Raw genomic sequence first — 17,852 nt, 5'->3', positions numbered from 1 at the left:
CGACTTGATCAGCGTGAACTCGCTCATCCGGTGGCTCGGCTTCGGCGGGACCAGATAGCTCGCCGTGTTGGCGATGCTGTCCTCCCGCAGGCTCGGCTCGTTCCAGCCGCCGCGGTGCTGGGTCCAGATGACCTTCTCGCGGACGTCGTCGAGCAAGCCTTCGCGTTGCGCTCCAGGCTGGACGTTCAGGCCGGTGATCTCCTCGATCCGGGCGATCGACAGGGCGTGCAGAGCGGAAACGTTGAGCCCCATGTCGATCGGTCCACCTTCCGTCACAAGCCGACTACTCCAATCACCCTAGTGACGGTCGAGACCAGGCTTGATGACGGGACGAGATCGGATCGGACTCACCGGATGCTCCGCTCGTCGTCGTGCTGGGGATCCGGGGATGCGCACGGGTTTCCCGCAGCACGCGGCGGTCATGAGGCCCGCTGGACGACGGGCTCGTCGATGTGGTGGTGCGTCACCAGCACGCCGTGCCCGGCCAGGCGGATCCGTTCGGCGATCGCCTCGGCGACCGCGACGCTGCGGTGCCTTCCGCCGGCGCACGAGACACCGATTCGCACCGGCCGTGTCGGCGCGCTGGCCAGCAGCGCCACCGCCGCGCCGACCAGGTGGTCCACCAGGGCCATGGCACCCGGCGTGGTCAGGACGTGCAACCGCACGTCGAGCTCGCGGCCGGTGGACTCCCGCATCTGCGGGGAGACGTGCGGGTCGCGGATGAAGTCGCGCAGATCGGCCACCAGGTCGTAGCTGCCCGGCACACCGTGCAGGTGCCCGTACGACTCGACCTCGACGGCCACCGCCCCGTCCACCGCCCCGTCCACCGCCAGCACGATCCGCCTGGGCGAGCAGCTCCCCGGCCGCCGCTGTTCCGCGACGGCGGCCGGGGCGGGCACCGAGTGGATCGCGCTGCGTGCCGTGTCCGAAGTGGTCATCATGGTGATCAGTTCAACGCGAGAAGCGTTGCAGGACAAGGCGTTGTCCGTTTCCCAAACCGAGGAGGAAACAGCAACCGCGACTGTCCTCTACGGACTGGTCGGCTCCAGCGGGTCCTGTGTGGCCATCCGCTGCAGCAGCAGGACGAGCCGGTCGGGCGAACCCGGTGCGACGCAGTCGACCAGGTTGCGGTGGCGCGGGTCGAGCTGCCCCCGCCACTGGGTGGCCGCGGTGCGCACGGTTGCCACCACCGCCCGCTCCGGCGGCTGCTCGCCCGGCTTCACCCGCCAGCTCGCCACCTCCGGCCTCCACGTCTCGTGCGGCGCCGCCTCACGCAGCGCCTCCATCTCGGTGGAGGCCCACAGGATCAGCGTCTTGCCGAGCAAGGCCTTGTGCACCTTCGGCACGCCCTCCTCGGCGGGGACCGCCTCCTCCGGAACCCACTTCGCCCGAGGCCCGACCAGCCGCAGCGTCACGTCGAGCAGCCGCCTGCCGGTCAGATCGGCTGCGCGCACCCGCGCGGCGGTCGCCGGGCGCTTGCGACCGGAATCCGTGGGCGGCGGCACGACGAGATCGACCTGCACGACGGCTCCGGACTCTCCGGCGAGCAGCTTCGCCGCCCACTCGCGATGCTGCTCGCGCAATTCGGCGACCTCGGCCTGGCGCTCGCGTAGCCGGGCGATCTGGCGGCAGGCCGGACACATCCGCCGCTGGTCGGTCTCGCTGTGCCGGGGCAGCGGACGCTGGCACCGCGCACCGCAGTCCTCGCACACCCGCTGCTTCGACGACTTGCGCCCCGCGGCCACGAGCTGCCCCGCCGAGGCCTTGCTCGGCGGGCAGAGGTTCACGTCGAACAGCGCGACCGAGTCCTTCTTCCCCCGCCAGTCGTCCGCGTCCACCCACGCCACCGGCTCGCACTCGGCGACGCGGGGGAACTCCAGCTCGCCCAGGTTCGTCGCCGACATCAGGTGCGCCGGCACCTCCCACCAGCCCGCGTAGAACTCTGTCACCCCTGGGCCTCCCTGCCTGACTCCGACATCCACATACAGAGACCATAGCGCACGAGGTCAACAGTAAACCAGCAGCTCAAGCGCCACTAATGGACGATTAGGCATATGCCATATCGCGAGCCGGGTGGGCGCGGCCTGCGGCTTCTCACCGCCGGTGAAGCCGACCCGGAACCGGCTAGGCCGGCTCGTCGGCAGCCAGGGTGGCGGAGTCCGGCTCGGACGTGGCGACCACCCGCTGTGCGGCGGCTCGCAGGACATCGGGCGGATACGTGATCCCCGCCAGCAACGCGTCCTTGCGCCGCAGGTCGGTCCTGCTGGGGCCACTCCCTAGCCAGAATTTGCCCTTGTGCAGGGAGCCCCGCGGCCCGTCGCCGAACGCCAACCGCCACTCCTGCAGACCCTCCACCGACTTCTTCGACGAGTTGTAGCAGGCGCGCACCAGGCGTTCGCCGAGGTTGTCGGGCAGTTGGACGACGAACCGGTGCGTGAAGCGCTGGTCAGGTGTTCCCACGCGCCTGCCCCGCCGCGACCGGGCGCCCGCCGGGACCGGCTTCCACCGGCGCCGCATCCACCCGCGTTCTTCGAGTTCCGCCTTCAGCGCGGGAATGATCAGGGCCGAGCGGGTGCTCAGCATCTGGTCGGCTTTGCGCAGCTCATCGAACTCGGCCTGGATCGCCTCGTGGAGCGCGGTCTCCTCGGCCGGTGTGGCGAACTCGGGGATCATCGCCCGCTGCGCGTCCCGCCACAACTCCTCGAGTTCCTTCTCGGCGGCCACGCGGGCCGTCAAGGCCTCGGCGAGCCACTGATGACACCGCACCGTGAACTGCTGCACTCGATCAGTAAACCACGAGGTAGACGGCCTACTACTCACAAAGTAGGCATATGCCTAATCGCGGGCCGGGTGGTCGGCGAGGCGGGGCCGAGGTGGCCGGCGGGGCGTCGGGGGGCTTCCGTCCCGTCGACCGGCCTTGTCAGCACAGCGGCCCGGCCTTCGCGGTGAAGAGCCGGGCCACGTGCTGATGACTGGAAGTCGTCCGGCCTGCCCGAGGCGTTACCGCAACGGGTGAACCGGGGCGTCGTCCGGGACTTCGGCCCGCTGGCGGCGGCGCTGCGCCGCGGCGAAGTCGACGACCTGGCCCGAGCCGGGTTCGCCGTCGACGGCCGGAGTGAGCTTGCCGCAGTGGTCACAGGGCACACGGACCTGCAACGCCATCGCGGTCACGAGGCCGAGCACCCCGTGAACCTCGGAGTGGCTGTCCTCCGGGAAATCCTCCAGCAACTGCCGTAGCCGCCGCTGGAAGTCCTCCAGCGTTCGCCAGTCCTGTCCGTCCTCGCCCACGCCGCTCCCCCACCTCGCTCCGCGTCTGCCGGGTTCCATCATGACGTGGCCCGCGATCGCGGTGACGGCCCCCGCACACGCCGACGGGCGGTGCCCGCCGTCAGCGGACGCCGCCCGTCACGATCCGGGTGACCGAGGTCAGAACTTGATGACCCCGGTGTTGACGAGGATCACGAACAGCAGCACGACCGGGCTGAGGATCAGCCCGATGGCGCCCAGGAACTTGCCGGTGTCCATGTGTTTCTCCGAGTCGTCGTGTCGATCAGCTTCAGGTCGGTGAGGTGGCGCGGGACGCGGGTCAGCTCGCGAACGCCTCGCCGATCGCGGTGTCCAAGCCCGTGCAGAACGCCTTCACGTCGGCGTCGGGCGGCAGGGCTCGCGCCGTCGCGGCGCCGAGCTGGAGTGCCGCGTTGCGGGCGGCCTGCTTCTGGTCGGGCGGCGCGGTGCGCAGCCGATCCAGGGCGGCGTTGATCGAATCGACGTCGCCGGGCGGCACATTGGGCATGGTCAGCACCCCCGCGCGGAGGTGTCGATGGCCGCGGCGCGGTCGAGTGGTCGCCCGAGGGGGACAATCATCAGGTACGGCTCCTTCGTGAGTCGGTACAGGCCGTGGTGGGGTGGTGCGTTCCGGGAAAGTTCGAGCCGCCCCACCAGGGCGCAAGTCGTGGTGTCGTGCGGTCACCGGTCGTTCGTCTGGTCAACCTCCTCGGTGTGGAAGTCGGTGCACCCCGAGGTTCGAGGCGCACGTCCGGGTTCGTCAGGTGGCCCTGGATCTGGTCCTGCGGTGAGCCTTGATCACCGCCACCCCCGTGCCCGGCTGGGCGAGCAACGGCAGTGCCTCGTCCTGTTCCTGTGCGGAGCCGGTCGGCTTGCGCTGCGAGGCGGGCACGATCACCAGCTCGCGGGCGAGCAGGCATGACCGGATCCGCTCCGCGAGCACGGCCGGATCGTCGTGCGGACGATCGGTGCTCAGCGCGAGCAGCACCTGGCCCGCGGTGCCGGTGCCGATCCGGACCAGCGCCGGCGCGACCTCGGCGGCGCGAAGCGCGTCGGCGATCTTGTCGGTCATGTCCGCCACGGCCAGGGCCTCGAAGACCTTGGCCCGGCTCAACGACGTCACCGTGTCGACGAGCTGCTGGCGCCAGCCCCACTCATCCGGCCGCGCCCGGTCGACGGCCACGATCTTCTCCCGCAGTCGTTCGGTGGCGGTGTCGAGCTGCTCCTGGGCTGTAGCGCGGGCCTGATCGTGCTCGCGCAGCTGCTGCAGGAGCGGATCCTCCTCCGGCTGCGGAGCGACCGGATCGTCGTTGGTCACCAGTTCGCCCCCGCTTCCCGTTCGTGCATGAACCCCACCCTAGTAGTTCACCACTATACGAGACTAGTTCTAGACTTGTATAGTCCTATACTAGTATAGTGGTGGAGTAATTCGGGATGTCCAGCACCGCTGGACGCCCGCTCGCCGAGAACGGAGGAGGCCGACCGGGATGACCGCCGTGCTCACCACCGAATCAGCCGAGAACCACCACATCGCGGTGCCCGCCGAACTGCGAGCCGCGATCGAACAGCACATCCGGGCAGCAGTCGACGCCCTCACCACGCCCACGGACGACCAGGCCCGACCGGGCGACCCTGCTGACCAGCAGCGACAGCGGAAACTCGCCGCGCTGGCGGCCACTTACCCGCTCGAATCGGTGATCACCGACGTCCTCGCCGAACTGCGCGTCGAGCAAGCCGAGGCCGCCGCGTTCGCCGGAGCCTCCTACGCCCACCTCGGCGACGCAGCCGGGGTCACCCGTGGCCGCGCGCAGCAGATGTGGCCCACGGCGGGCAAGTCCGGCAAGCGCCGGAAGTGGCTGAAGAAGAACCAGCGCCGGGTGCGCACCGCGCTCCGTGACCTGACCGAACACTGGACCGACCTCGGCCCGGAGATCGCCGACCAGGACCAGGCCGCCATCGCCGCCGCGCTCGACGTCGACCCGGCCGTCACCGACCTCACCACGCTGGACCAGGCACTACGCACCGCCCACACGATCCTGAACCGCCCGTCGGTCGAGTCCTCTCCGGCCGCCACCGAACTGCAGCAGCAGATTGACACCATCGCCGCCGCCGTGGAGGCCGACCAGCCGCTCCCGGCCGACACCGCGGCGCCGGCCGTCCTCGAGTTCCCCGGATTCCCGGCCGCCACCCCGCCCGCGCAGCCCGCTCCCACGTGGCACGACGACTTTCCCCCTGCCCTGACCAGCGCGATCACGACCGTGCTCGACATGTTCGGCGAGACCCGCGTGCGGCGCGCACCGCGCGTGCCGATCCCCCACCACCGCCTGGAGGCCCTGCTCGGCCGACTCCGTGCGGGCGTGGCCGAGGAGGACCATAGCGAGGTACGCGACGTGCTGGCCGTCCTGCTCGCCCGCCCCGTCGGCTTCACCCCGGACGCCGAGCCCGCTCTCCTCGACGCCGTCCGCGAGCTGAAGTCGCACGCGGAAGTCCTGATGATCTGCCCGACCTGCGGCCACCGACCCGAGCGCGACAGCCACGCCGAGGAACGCGCCATGCACCTGGACTTCCTCACCTACCCCTGGCTCGACCTGGTCGACGGCGAGGTCGTCGAGCGGCGGCACTGCCCGGTGTGCCAGCCCACGGGCTACAGCGGCGTCGACCTGAACTGCCCGTGGTGCGAGCAGGGCTACTTCCTCGAAGCTGGCCTCGCCGCGCACCGCACCGACCTGCCCGTCCCGGTCCTGCAGTTCCTGGCCGACCAGGGCTGGCACACCGGCCCCGTCCCCATGCAGGCCGTCTCCGTTGGCACGCACCAGCGGCTTGTCGTGCCGCCGGTGCACGCGGCCTGCCTCGCCACCGCCCCGAAAGGACCCCTGGCGTGACCCCGCCGCCGCTTGAACACCTTCTGACCAGCGACGACGTGTGTAGCTGCTGCGCATGGGACGTCACCAGCCCCACGGCCGCAGTCCGGCTCGCCGCAGCCTCGACCCATCCGGGCCCGGTACGCGGTGACCGCGTCGACGTCGACGGCATCCCCGGACTCGTCACCGCCGTAGACACCGACCACGTGCATGTCCTCACCGACGACGGCGTCCAAGCCGAGCTCGACCCGAACCGGGTCATCGTGCTCACCCCGGCCTTGAAGCCGCCCACGCATCGCCGCCTGAGCCGGTTGATCGACTAGCCAGCCCGCGACAACGCTCACCCAACCCGGACCAGCACAAGCTCGTAGGTCGTAGTCGGCATCAGCCCGCTGCTTACGCCGCAGGCTCCTTTCCCACGGGGTCGGCCAGCCCCTGTCGGCGCAGTCGAGCACGCTCGCGTCGCGCAGCACGGAGTCGTCGGCCGGGCGGAAGTCCGTAGACCACGAACCCGACTCCGGCCACGAACATCGCCCCGGCGGCGACCCACCCCAGAAAAGCCACGGCCTGACCGTCGCACGCCCGGCGCGACCGACGCAAGATCGCTGGTCACTCGGCGGGCGACGCGTCGATGGGGGGCGGTGGGGGGCAGATGTCCGTAGCGCCCGCGTGCGTCCTCACGAAATGATCAGCTCGATGATCAAGCACGCGCACCCACCGGCCGACAAGAGCCTCGGGGAGGACACCTTCCCGAGGTCAAGCCAGCCGTCCACTGCGGACATGCGGGATCTCGGCGAGCTCGCCGGGTGTGTCGACTTGATCGCAGAGCTGTTTTGTACAAATATGGTGTGCATGGCCCGAAGGTCAGGACGAGCAGTAGCGCCACCCGGTGGCCCCAAGCGGGCCCGCCCGGCGGTTGACGCACGCCTTTACCTGGTGGTTCAGGAACTCGCGAGGCTCAAGGGAGTCTCCGACACTCTGGAGGCTGACGAGGTCGTCCGCGCCGGACTCGAACACGCTGGCCTGAAAGAGGTTGTTGACCTTGTTCTCGCCGCTAGTGTCGAGTCCAAAGAAGACCTTGACGAACTCGCTCCGAAGGTGCGCCAGGCGATGGCCGCGCTGGAGCTGGAGGGAACCCAGATGATGGCCTCGTAAATGACCGAGGCGGCCTCCCAGTTGCCCAGGAAGCCGCCTCCAAGTCCTCCGTGTTCCAGATGCTGTCGCTTGCCCGGCACACAGCTCTGAAGCACTTCGCCCCGGTCCCATCCGGGGATACACAAACGCCCGTCCGGTCAAGAAGGGCCCTTTGCTGTGCCTACGGTACCTGGTGCCGGTGGCGCACGCCAACACCCAAGTGGTGTGTCGTCGTCCCCGTGCGTCCTTTGCACGCAGGAAGGCCGCCTCCGCCCCGCTCCCATCGGTGGCGAAGAGCTGGTCGTCTGCGATGTCTGCTGGCAGCTCAACGATGGCCACGCCATCGAAGCCGAGCTCGCCGCCGGCGTGCTGCCCGAACCGCTCTCGATCTACGACCCGACCAGCGCAAACCGCGCCATCGCCGTCTGCTGGGACGACGAGGCGGGCGCGCTCGACGGCCTGCTGCTGCGCTCCGGCGTGCGCTGGCAGCTTCTGCGCTGGATCCCCCGCGCGATCCGCGTGCAGATGGCCCAGTGGGTCTCCACCCGCGAGCCCCAGCCCGACACCCGCGCTGCTTGGGAAGGCGCCGAGGTCTGGCTGGCCGAGGTCCGCCTGCACATCCTCTGCCAGCCCTGGCGGCAGCGCCGCAAACGCACCTACGAGCGCGTGGCCACCGCCTACGCCCTGAGCTGCCCCTACGGCCGCCGTCCGCTCACCCGCGTCACCCAGGAACAGGCCGCCGCCCAGGTCGGCATCACCGACCGGCACGTGCGCAACGTGCTGAAGTGGTTCCGCCAGCGCGGCCTGCTCGCCGAGGTCATGCCCGGCTGCTGCCTGCCTATGCTCGCCGTCCCCGAGGACGAGACCAGCGAGGAAGCCGCCGAGCGAGCCGCCCGCGAGGCCGAGGCCCGCGAGGTGCAGCAGACGCGCCAGACGGCCGAGGACGCTCGCCGAGCCGCAGGCCGTGCCCACGCTCGGGCCGAACTCGATGCCCTCCGCACCGGCCAGCCGATCCCGGCAGCGCCGACCGACGTCGAGCCCTACCGAGCGCCGCAGGAGGACCAGGACGACATCGTGCAGCGCCCGCTGCTGCACATCGCGGCCGTCTACGAACTCCGGCTGCCGGTCGACCCCGTCGAACTCCCCCAGCACCACCCGCTGAGCGGGCCCGCCAAGGACGCCCAGGACGACGCTGACGCCTGCACGGAGCCGCCGTGCGCCGATGGTGCCGACGATGGCTCTAACGGCTCCTGTGAGCCCTCAGCGGGCTTTTCATCCACAGGCCCGGATTTCGCTGAACAACGTTTTTTCCTCCCCTCCGTTTCTCTCCCTTTGGGAGAGAATCCAATAGATGCAGGGCATGTGGAAAAAGGACGCGCTTCGCGCGGCATCGACAAAGAGGAGTTTGGCCAAACCGAGGGTCGAAAAGTCAAGGTAGACCACCGTTCGAGGGCTCAGAAAGCCGCTCAGGCCCTGCTTCGACCCCCTGTGGATGGCGTGCCCGACGACCGGGTCTGCCTGCCTCCACGGGCCCGTGCCGGAGTCAGCGAGCGCTGGCTCGTGCGCGAGATCCGCGACCTGGTGGCCGCCGGGTGGACCGCCGACGAGCTCTACTGGCACGTCGTCACCGGCGGCGGCGTCTACGAGGCGCTCCCGCGCGAGATCGCCAACCCGCGCGGGTGGATCCGGGCCAGCCTGCGCAAGGCGGTCGCCGGCGTTCGGCCCGCGGTGAAGTTCGCGGCCGACCTGGTGGAGGAGGAGAACGCCGACCACGCCGAGCGGCGGGCCGAGCGGATGCGGCGCAGCGACGCCGAGCGCGGCCTCGCCCGCCGGGCCGCCGTCGACGCCTGCGAGCTGTGCGACGAACACGGCTGGCTCGACATCGACGACGAAGTCGGCGCCGTGCGATGCAGCCACGACCCGGACACCGGCGGCTGGTAGCACAACCCGCCTGCTACCTACCGTGATTGGTGAGCTCGTGATCCGCGCCCGGTGGTCGTCGGCACGGTCCACGCGGTCCACGTCGGTCCAGACTGCGCGGCGCCCACCGGCACGTGCCGCGAGTTTCCGCAGCTCACGCGAAGATCATGCTGCCGCGTCGAATCCGACCGCCTTGGGCGTGGACCGGCCTGGACCGTCACGTTCCCCCTGCTCAGGTGGTGGACCGCGCGTGTGGACCTGCTGGTCCCTGCCGGTCCACGTGGACCAGGTGGTCCCTGCTGGTCCACAGCCGGTCCACGTCGTGGTCCACGCCCTGGTCCACACCCGCATACAGCGAAACGGCCTACCGACTGGCTTAGCCGGTAGGCCGTTTCGCTACTTATTGTCACCGTCAGGCGGCGCGGATCGCTGCCCTGCGCAGGTCCGCCAGGAACCAGCCACGCGGGCGGCTCTCGCCCTCATCGCCGTCGAGGCGAGGGCGCTGGACCGGCAGATCGAACTCGCCTTCCATGACCCTCTGGAGCTCTGCGGCGCTGATGTTGCCGACGATCTGAGCGGCCTCGGTGGAGGTGATGAACTGCCGGTCGTCGCCCTCCAGCGCGGCCAGCAGAGTCCTCAGCGGCTCACGCACCTGGGCCGGGCGCTGCTCGGGGACCGACGGGGTTGCCGACGCGGCCGGCTCGCCCTTCAGGAACTCCTTCATACGGTCCAGGAGGGCCTGCCGGGTCCACCCCTTGTCGCCAGCCCGCTCCTCGGCCTCCAGGTACCACGGCGCCCCAGCGATCTCCTTGACGAGGTCGTCCCCGGCCGCGAGCCAGACGGACTTCTCGGCGTCCCGTGGTGTCAATCCGGAGACGACGGCGAGCATCCAGGCAGGCGTGAATTCAGGGCAATCCTCGGCGAGCAGGACCTCCATAATCGGTGCCATCGTGCGACCGAGAGGCCCGTACATCTCCATTGCTTCGATTGCGTTCTGCATTTTCGTGTGCGCCTGCTGGGTCATTGACCTGACTTCCTCTTTCGTGGCCGTTCGGGTCGGTTTGGCCTCGGGCTTTTGGGCTTCGGTCTTCTCGTTAGTGTCCCCCACCGGAGGCTCCGAAGAAACCGGGGTTTGGGTGTCGTGTGGGCGAGCGGGCCAGTCGACACCGAGGTCCTTCTTCGCGGCCTTGACCACGCTGGGCAGCCGCTCCGCGCTCCAGCGATCCTGGTAGGCCTTGCTCAGCTTCATCTTCAGGGCCATCGGCAGGACCGGTTTGTGCGCGGTGTTCACCTCCGCCAGCGGGCCGATGAGGTCGAGGCCGTCGAGGTAGAAGGCTTTGAACGGCACCGCCCGCGGCCTCTCGACGTTGGCCTGGATCAGCAGCTCGTAGTTCCGCAGGCGGGTGGTCCGGACGTTGTCCAGGCCGACCAGGGTGGCCGTGCCGTCGTAGTCGGTGGTGGTCTGGCCGGCGACGCGCAGTACGGCGTTGCGACGCAGCATCGTGCCGTAGGGGCCGAAGGCGTCGATCAGGCCCTGCTGGGTCAGCAGCCACATGCCAGAACCGGCCGCGCGGTTGATCGCCATGATGGCGTCGACCAGCCGGGATGCGTTCCACTCGTTGCCCTCGTGGGTCAGGATCTTCACGTCGGAGTGCCGGTCGAGAAGGTCCGAGGCCTCGTCGATGAAGGTGATCACGGCAGGGTCCTGGGGCGAGGGCGTGAACTTCGACTCCGCGCCCAGCTCGTCGTTGCGCTCGCAGACCAGCTTGTAGAAGTCGGCGAGCATCTCGAGCACGCGGTAGGGCTCCGGACCAGCGACGTAGTCGATCAAAGGCCGGTTGGTCTTGCCGAGCAGCCACGGCGCCAGCCACGGCAGCACCAGCGGCGTGAACTTCTTCGTCGCGCCGAGCCAGACCACAGCGTCGTTGGTGCGCGTCACCGCGGCGATGAGGTTGTTGAGGAACACGGTCTTGCCGGAGCCGGTGGCGCCGACCATGATCCCGTTCATTGCGAGGATCGTGATCAGGACCTGGGCCAGGTCCTCGTACAGGCCCGGCGCGACGGTGTTGCGGATCGACCCGACCGGCTGGCCCAGCGGGTAGTCGATCGGCATCTTGAACACGTCCTTGGTGCGGACGTTGATGTGGAAGAGGTGTGCCGACCCGGTCTCCTCGGCGCGAACGTGCTGCTCACCCAGCTCGATGCCGTCGCCCTCCAGCTCTGCGGACAGGATCGAGGCGAGCGACCCCACGGCACCCTGGATTCCGGCGTACTTGACCGGCTTGTTGGTGCGGTCGCGCAGCGTCAGCCGGAAGCCGAAGACGGTCTCCTCCCGCTTGATGACCTTGACGCCCTCCAGGCCGGCCTGCGCCATTAGGTCGGAGTGCTGGGCCGCGGTCCGCTCCTCGATGTACTCCTTGTGCTGTTCTGCCTGTTCGAGCGAGAACTGCTCCTTGACCTGCTGTTGCTGCTGCTTCTGCTTGGGGGCCTGCGACCGCACCAGCGCGAACACAGCGCCGACCGCGACCAGCGCGAGCGCCAGGAGTCCCAGCGCGATCATGTCCGTCGGCCTCACGATGGCCGCAAAAACCAACCAGGCACTCGCCACAGCACCTGTGACCAGCGACAACACGAGCACGCGCCGGTTGTGGGCGCGGCCGTAGTCGTCGGCGTTGAACCGGCGATGCGCAGCGACCGTCAGGACGGCTGTCCCGATCATCCCCACCAGCGCCATGACCCACGGAGACAACCCGGCCCACACGGGCAGCGCGGCGAGGTTGTAGAGCACCACCCCGACCATCAACGGCACGAACCAGCCGGGGTGAGGATTCCAGGTGCGGATCGCGTCCCGCGGCGTCCGCTTGGTCGGCACGGGGGCAACCTCGCCGCCACGCGGCCGAGGCTTGGCCCGCGTCTCGGTGGGCGCTGTCATCGTCGATGTGCTCCTTCCAAAGTAGGGGGAGAGGGCCTGAACTCGCTGGTCAGAGCGAGTTCAGGCCCTCCGGAAATCAGGCAGGCTGGTTGGCCGAGATATCCCACGCCTTCTTGCGCGGGTTGTTCTCCTCGATGTCGGCGAGCTGCTCGGCGTGCCTGCGGGTGAACACACCGGCGGCCTCCTGGACCTGCGTCTGCTGCGCCTTCAACGTGGCCGTGTAGGTCCGCATCGCGTCGACGAACTCGGGCGCCGTCGCCACGTTCGCGTCGATCTCGTCGATGTGCTTGTCCCACACACCTGCCTGCGCGAGAGCGGCGTCCGGCGCGTGCGTGACCCAGTCCTTGACGGCCATCGCGTTCTTCACCTCAAGACCGTTGCCCACGGCAACCATCGCCTCGTTGTGCTGATCAAATGGGTTCGGCATCGTTGAACTCCCGTAGTGAGTGCGTTTACCTGTGTTTGTGCTGGTCGGAGCTGGTTCTGGAGCGTTGGGAACCGAGTCGCCATCGACTTCCTGACGACGGAGGATCCCGGCACGCCGGCGAGAGGTCTCGGCCTCCGCCAATGCCCGACGAGCTGCTTCCCGCCCGGTGGCGTCGTCGTCGAGCTTTGCCTTCGCCCAGTCCAGCAGGCCGTTCTTCGTCTTGCTGCCGTTCTTCGACCCGTTGTTTCCCTTGCCTCCCTTGCCTTTCGGGTCGCCTTTCCCCTTGCCGCTGCCGCCCTTCTTGCCACCCGGCGACCCGCTACCGCCGGAGCCTTTGCGTCCAGAACCCTTGCCGCCGGTGCCCCGACCGCTGCGGCCCTTGCCGGTTCCCGAACCCTTAGCACCGGAGCCAGTCCCCTTGCCGCGGCCGAGCATCCGGTCGAGCAGCCCACGGCCGCCCTTGCGGCCACCCGCCGCCGTGCTGGCGTTCTTGCGACCGGTTCCACGGCCCGCACCCTGACCAGCGGCGTTGCGCCGACGTCCCGCTACGACACCGTTGCGGCCACGGCCCTGACCAGACCGGCTGCCAGCTCCCGACCGGTTGCGTCCGGCGACTTTGCGAGCTGCACCCAAGAGGCCGCCACGGCCGCCAGCCCGGCGGCCGGAACCTCCGCCGCTGCCACGTCGACCACCAAGCAGGCCCTTGCCGCTCCGACCAGCGCTGGTGATCTTGTGGGCCCGGCTTCGGTCCGGCGTCCGGAGACCCACCCGCTCGGAGAACCCCGGCGCGAACTTCCGCACGGCAGCCGCAGTCAGCACGAGCCCCGCACCGACGGCCCCAGCCGTCACCGTCGCGGCCGTCCCACCCAGCATTTGCGCGGTGGTGAGCGTCGTGGACGTCGCGCCGCTCGCGGTCAGCCACGACGCCCTCGACGCCACCGGCTCAACCGCGACCGGAGTGGACTCCACCACCGGCACGTCGATCACCATCGGCCTCTCATCGACAGCGGTCACGGCTACCTCCTTCCTCCCGTACTTGTGTTCGTGCTTGTCAGGGCCCCTTGGGGGCGGTCACCAGGCGTGTTCAGGGACTCGCTGCTGCTGGCCATTGGCGTAGGGGGCAACAGGCCTCGCCTGCCCCGGAGCGGGCTGAGGGAGCTGCTGGTACGACTGGCCGTTCGCCCGTGCCTCGCGCAGCGCGTTCTGCTCGCCGAACGACGCGGTGTTGTAGCCGCCGTGCAGCAGGTACAGCGCGGCGAGCCACTCCTCTCCCGCGTCCTTGAGGCGCTTCGCGGTCTCCTCATCGAACGGAGTGGTGGGCTCCCCGTCCGTGCCCGCGATCGTCTTCGGCTGCAGCTGCTCCCAGCCGGCCATGAGCTTGGCGTGCTGCACGGCCAGGCTCATGAAGAAGGCGGACGCCTCGGACGAGGTCTCAGGTATCGCCATGATCTTCTCCTTGTCTGCCTGTAAACCTGCTGGTCACGGGCGTCTTCGGGGTTCTTGATCGGTCCGCTGTCGCTGCGACCCGCACTCAGATGCGCAGGTGACGGCCGACGCGACTCAGGTAGTCGTGCGTGCCCTGAGCGATCTTCTTGCCGACGTTGAAGTAGAGGTGGATCTGCGTGATCGACGGCAGCTTGTCGCCGTCCTTTGGCTTCAAGCGGCCCGCAGCCATCGCGTCGAGGACGTCCAGGGCGAGGTTCGCCGAGCGCGTGGCGTCCTCGGAGAGCCGCATGTCGGCGACCTCTACCTGGGCGTCGCGCAGGATCTCGCCGAACAGGTCGGAGGCAACCCACTGCAGGCTGACCGAGATCACGATCAACATCGGGGGCGCGAACCGCGTCAGGAACATCTCGACCGAGAATGTGTCCGCGGTGAGCACCGGCGTCACGTTGATCGCGAGCGTGGCCGTCAGCAGCAGGATCTCGGTGCCGATGATCGGCCAGCGCCGCAGCTTCCGCAGCCGCTCGTGCTCGGCCGCCGTGATCTGCATGAACACGATGACCAGCAGCGGAAGCGAGAACAGGGGCTCGACCACGTACAGGATTGGGCTCGGGGTCGCCTCGCCCGCCAGGGCCGCCAGGGCGTGCGCGACGCCGTAGGACGTCCACGAGATCCCACCGACCGTCATCACGGCGAGCGCGATGCTCACCGCGCGGTAGCGCAGCAGAGCCGCGGCGAGCTTGGCATCGGGGTCGGTGAGCTGACGACGCTTCCGCAGTGCCCGCCGCGCCCACACCTTCTCGTCGGCGTCGAGCTTGTCCAGCTTGGCGTTCGCCGCGTTGATCTGCAGCTCAGACTGCTGGGCCGTACGAGCCAGTTCCTCCTGCGCCGCCACCTTCTCCAGGCCGAGCTTCAGCCGGGACTCGCGCTGAGCAGCGCGGATCTGCTTGTTGACGTCGTGCTCGTCGTCGAGTTCGTCCGGGTCGAGCTTCTGCACCCAGATCGGGTCGCGGAGAATCTCGTCCCGCATCACCTCGGCGTCGCGCTCGCGAAGCAGACCCCGGATGTCGTCCGGGACTTCGTTGCCGCTGGTCGACATGGGCGTGAGGTCGTCGTCGACCCGCGCCGTCGGCAGAGAACCAGTGCCGACCGCGTGGCCGTTCCGCTCGGCGGTGATGGTCATGCGAACCTCCCGGCCGGAGTGATCGACGTCGACTCGACGTCCTGGCTGGTCACGGAGCACAGATCGGCGGTCCAGCGCCGGAGGTCGTGCGCGCACCGGACATGAACGTGGCCGTGCTGCTCGTCGGCGGCCAGCCTCTTCGCCGCGTCGCGAGCCGCGGTGTGGTCGAACATCCGCACCGGCAGCTCGGTGCCGGTCTCCACGTGCTGCAACCTCCAGAAGCCTTCGAGCTCGAAGCGCACCGACGTGGGCGTGGTTGCGCCGGCGGGCTGCTCCAGGTGCGGCTCCGGGTAGATCGCCATCCCGGCTACCCGCTCGCACACCACCGGCACGAGGTAGGGAGTGCCGCTCGGGCTGGTCGCGATCACCGTGGCGGGAAGGAAGTCGTCGGCCGGGTAGAGCGAGGAGATCGGCGGCCGTGCGGCTGTCTGAAACTGCTGGTCAGGAGGGTCGATCAAGTTGGCGTGAGCCGGTGGCGCCGGCTCCGTGCCGACTACGCTGGTATCGGTCACCGTCTGGTCCTTCCAGTGGTCAGTGTCGGTGTCCGGGGTGCTGGCGGAACGTCACTCCGTCAGCACCCCTTGATCACGATCATGGCCAGTGACCAGCGGCGTTGTTACCCCCAACTGCCCCCCATCGCCCCCCACGCGCGTGGGTTACAAGGCTCCTTAAATTTAAGCAATAGCCCTTGTGGGCGATCCACATCTGTGGTGAACTGGCCAGTAGTCAGAAATGTGACAAATCCTGGACACCGGCCCTGAAATCCGCTGGTCACGGTGCGGGAGCGAGCGGAGAGGCAGGTCGTCGGCCATGACAACCCCCGAGCGGCAGCCCAACACCGCGCTCGTCAACGCCCGCGAAGCCCTGAAGATGACCCAGCGCCAGCTCGCGCGGCGGATGCGGGACGAAGCCCTCCGCCTCCGCCTGCAGGGCATCCCGGAGATCGACTACATCGAGAAGGCCATCCACCGCTGCGAGACCGGGCGGACCCGGCGGCCGAGCGCGGAGTTCTACCTGCCGGTGTTCTGCGCAGCCCTGGGCAAGTCGGCGAACGAGCTCTTCGGCGAGGTGACCAGCAACGGAGCCGCGACCGACGGCCTCACTGTCGTCAGCCACAAGTTCATCCCGATCTTCCTCGGAGCCGACGCCGCGACCCATCTCGCGGCCGACCCCGCCTTCAGCACCTCGACCTGCGAATGGCTGCACACCAGCGTCGCGACGCTCCCGTACCCCGACGGAACCTGCACGCTCACCGTCTTCGACTTCGGCGTCGCGGTCTTCCACGTCGTCGAGGAGCTGCAGTTCGCCAGCATCTCCGAACTCGCGCTGTGGCGCCGCAAGAGCTACCCGGCCGCGCAGCGCGCCGTCACCGACCTGCTCGCCAGCCGCTGGCCGAGCCTCGACGGCACCCCGGAGTACGTCCTCTCCGCCTTCTGGGTCACCGATACCTGCTGGTCAGGCACCGAACTGACGACTGCTCTCCGGCTGATCTGCGTGCCCAACGTGCTCCTCGAGCGCGACAAGGAGATCCCCGACGAGGAGTTGCTCCGCAAGGCCGAGTTCACCGAGCTCGTCCGGCTCCGGGACGGCTACGCCAACCCCGGCATCACCGACTTCGGCATCGATGGCGTCTCCGTCGGCTTCGCGAGCTGGGCCGGCGTGTCCTACCTGCCGGTCTCGCAGACCCGCGCGATCACGCAGCCGGAGCTGGTGTCCTTCGAGACCCTGGTCCAGGCCCTCTGGTGCTACACCGACATGATCGCCAAGCAGTTCGAGCTAGGAGAGGTTCCCGGTATCCCGGATGAGTACGACTCGAAGTTCCTGCTTCGCTGCCGAACCGCACTGACCGGCGCGCAACCACGCGAAAGTGGCCAGTTGCGGATGATGAAGGATGCCATCCTGGACACCAGCAGGCTGACCGAACAGCTCAAGCAGGCGCAGGAGATCCTGCGCGAACTCAGACTCGTAGGGCGGTAGAGATGGATCTTGACCGGACAGTGCTGGTCGTCGTGGACGTGCAGCACGGATTCGTCAAGGAACCCTCGCGCCATGTCGTTCCTCGCATCGTCGACCTGGTCGAACGTTGGCAGGGCGAAGGCGGCGACGTCCTGTTCACCCGCTACCTCAACTACGTGGACAGTCCGTACGAGAAGCTGATCGGCTGGAAGGACATGCGCCGCGAGGATGGCGGCCGGGAGATCGAGATCGTCGACGAACTCCTGCCCTACACCGGCCGCGGCGAAGTGCTCGATAAGACCACCTACAGCCTGTTCACTGACGAGGGCGTCGCACTCATTGACCAGCGCGGATGGCAGAACCTGCTGATCTGCGGCATCGCCACGGAGAGCTGCGTGTTCGCCACGGCCGTCAGTGCCTTCGAGCGCGGACTCCGCCCCCTGGTCATCACGGACGCCTGCGCCAGCCACTCCAAGAGGGATGTCGACGCCCACGACGCCGGCCTGCTGTGCATCAGGCGTGCTATCGGCCGCCGACAGATGATCACCCTGGACGACGTCGCCAAACTCGAACTCCCCGCCACAGCATGACCCTTGCGCACTTCGCGGTGGCTTCACCCTCGGAGGCAACGGGTTACGCAGTCTGGGGCCGGGACGATGCGCTCTCGGCGCAGTCCCGGCCCCGGTGACCAGCAAATATGTAGCTTCAACC

General features: G+C 68.8%; 18 protein-coding genes. 6 read left to right on the top strand and 12 right to left on the bottom strand.

Translation table 11 applies throughout. The features are described 5' to 3' along the window. The 7 genes from C503_RS0127575 to C503_RS0127540 all read right to left on the bottom strand — a co-directional run. On the bottom strand, positions 1–252 hold a 252-nt coding region (locus C503_RS0127575; RefSeq protein WP_156893558.1), incomplete at its 3' end, for a hypothetical protein. Between the two features lie 167 nt (positions 253–419). Continuing rightward, the gene (locus tag C503_RS0127570) at positions 420–941 is read right to left on the bottom strand and encodes a RapZ C-terminal domain-containing protein (protein ID WP_051114948.1); all 522 of its coding nucleotides are present in this window, start codon (positions 939–941) and stop codon (positions 420–422) included. Positions 942–1,028: 87 nt separating this feature from the next. After that, positions 1,029–1,949 (bottom strand): hypothetical protein, encoded by a 921-nt coding sequence (locus C503_RS0127565; RefSeq protein ID WP_018685452.1) that lies wholly within the window; start codon positions 1,947–1,949, stop codon positions 1,029–1,031. A gap of 175 nt (positions 1,950–2,124) precedes the next feature. Then, entirely contained in the window at positions 2,125–2,781 is a 657-nt protein-coding gene (locus C503_RS0127560) for a hypothetical protein (RefSeq protein ID WP_018685451.1), read from the bottom strand. Between the two features lie 219 nt (positions 2,782–3,000). Then, positions 3,001–3,288 (bottom strand): hypothetical protein, encoded by a 288-nt coding sequence (locus C503_RS0127555; RefSeq protein ID WP_018685450.1) that lies wholly within the window; start codon positions 3,286–3,288, stop codon positions 3,001–3,003. Positions 3,289–3,586: 298 nt separating this feature from the next. Continuing rightward, complete coding sequence (locus C503_RS0127545) at positions 3,587–3,793, bottom strand: hypothetical protein (protein WP_156893556.1); 207 nt, start codon at positions 3,791–3,793, stop codon at positions 3,587–3,589. Between the two features lie 252 nt (positions 3,794–4,045). Further along, entirely contained in the window at positions 4,046–4,603 is a 558-nt protein-coding gene (locus C503_RS0127540; RefSeq protein ID WP_018685447.1) for a hypothetical protein, read from the bottom strand. Positions 4,604–4,772: 169 nt separating this feature from the next. On the opposite strand from C503_RS0127540, the gene C503_RS41115 reads away from it, so the two are divergent. From C503_RS41115 to C503_RS0127515, 4 genes are all read left to right on the top strand, one after another. Then, complete coding sequence (locus C503_RS41115; protein WP_018685446.1) at positions 4,773–6,167, top strand: hypothetical protein; 1,395 nt, start codon at positions 4,773–4,775, stop codon at positions 6,165–6,167. Then, entirely contained in the window at positions 6,164–6,469 is a 306-nt protein-coding gene (locus C503_RS0127530) for a hypothetical protein (RefSeq protein ID WP_018685445.1), read from the top strand. Before C503_RS41115 ends, C503_RS0127530 begins: the two co-directional genes overlap by 4 nt. Positions 6,470–6,842: 373 nt before the next feature. Next, a complete protein-coding gene (locus tag C503_RS41110; RefSeq protein ID WP_156893554.1) occupies positions 6,843–7,301 on the top strand; it encodes a hypothetical protein in 459 nt (152 codons plus the stop codon). A 204-nt stretch (positions 7,302–7,505) separates the two neighbouring features. Further along, positions 7,506–9,221 (top strand): hypothetical protein, encoded by a 1,716-nt coding sequence (locus C503_RS0127515; RefSeq protein ID WP_018685442.1) that lies wholly within the window; start codon positions 7,506–7,508, stop codon positions 9,219–9,221. Between the two features lie 391 nt (positions 9,222–9,612). Here the strand turns inward: C503_RS0127515 and C503_RS0127505 are convergent, their stop codons facing one another. The 5 genes from C503_RS0127505 to C503_RS0127485 form a co-directional block, all read right to left on the bottom strand. Next, positions 9,613–12,072, bottom strand: coding sequence for a hypothetical protein (locus C503_RS0127505; protein WP_018685440.1), 2,460 nt, complete (start codon positions 12,070–12,072; stop codon positions 9,613–9,615). Positions 12,073–12,208: 136 nt separating this feature from the next. Beyond that, positions 12,209–13,573: a hypothetical protein gene (locus C503_RS46295; RefSeq protein ID WP_156893552.1), complete on the bottom strand. Its 1,365-nt coding sequence runs from the start codon at positions 13,571–13,573 to the stop codon at positions 12,209–12,211. Between the two features lie 57 nt (positions 13,574–13,630). Continuing rightward, positions 13,631–14,005, bottom strand: a complete 375-nt coding sequence (locus tag C503_RS0127495; protein ID WP_018685438.1) for a hypothetical protein — start codon at positions 14,003–14,005, stop codon at positions 13,631–13,633. Positions 14,006–14,090: 85 nt separating this feature from the next. After that, positions 14,091–15,185 (bottom strand): hypothetical protein, encoded by a 1,095-nt coding sequence (locus tag C503_RS0127490; protein WP_018685437.1) that lies wholly within the window; start codon positions 15,183–15,185, stop codon positions 14,091–14,093. Next, positions 15,182–15,697 carry a hypothetical protein gene (locus C503_RS0127485; protein WP_018685436.1) on the bottom strand — a complete coding sequence of 172 codons (516 nt, stop codon included), beginning with the start codon at positions 15,695–15,697 and terminating at the stop codon, positions 15,182–15,184. The genes C503_RS0127490 and C503_RS0127485 overlap by 4 nt, the downstream gene beginning before the upstream one ends. Positions 15,698–15,995: 298 nt before the next feature. Between C503_RS0127485 and C503_RS41105 the strand changes: the two genes are divergently transcribed. Then, complete coding sequence (locus tag C503_RS41105) at positions 15,996–17,162, top strand: helix-turn-helix domain-containing protein (RefSeq protein WP_018685435.1); 1,167 nt, start codon at positions 15,996–15,998, stop codon at positions 17,160–17,162. A gap of 20 nt (positions 17,163–17,182) precedes the next feature. After that, complete coding sequence (locus C503_RS0127475; RefSeq protein WP_018685434.1) at positions 17,183–17,731, top strand: cysteine hydrolase family protein; 549 nt, start codon at positions 17,183–17,185, stop codon at positions 17,729–17,731. The last annotated feature ends 121 nt before the right edge of the window (positions 17,732–17,852 follow it).

The organism is Actinokineospora enzanensis DSM 44649 (assembly GCF_000374445.1).
Lineage (GTDB): Bacteria > Actinomycetota > Actinomycetes > Mycobacteriales > Pseudonocardiaceae > Actinokineospora > Actinokineospora enzanensis.
The sequence above is the reverse complement of the archived record's forward strand: the minus strand, read 5'-3'. Positions and strand labels throughout refer to the sequence as shown.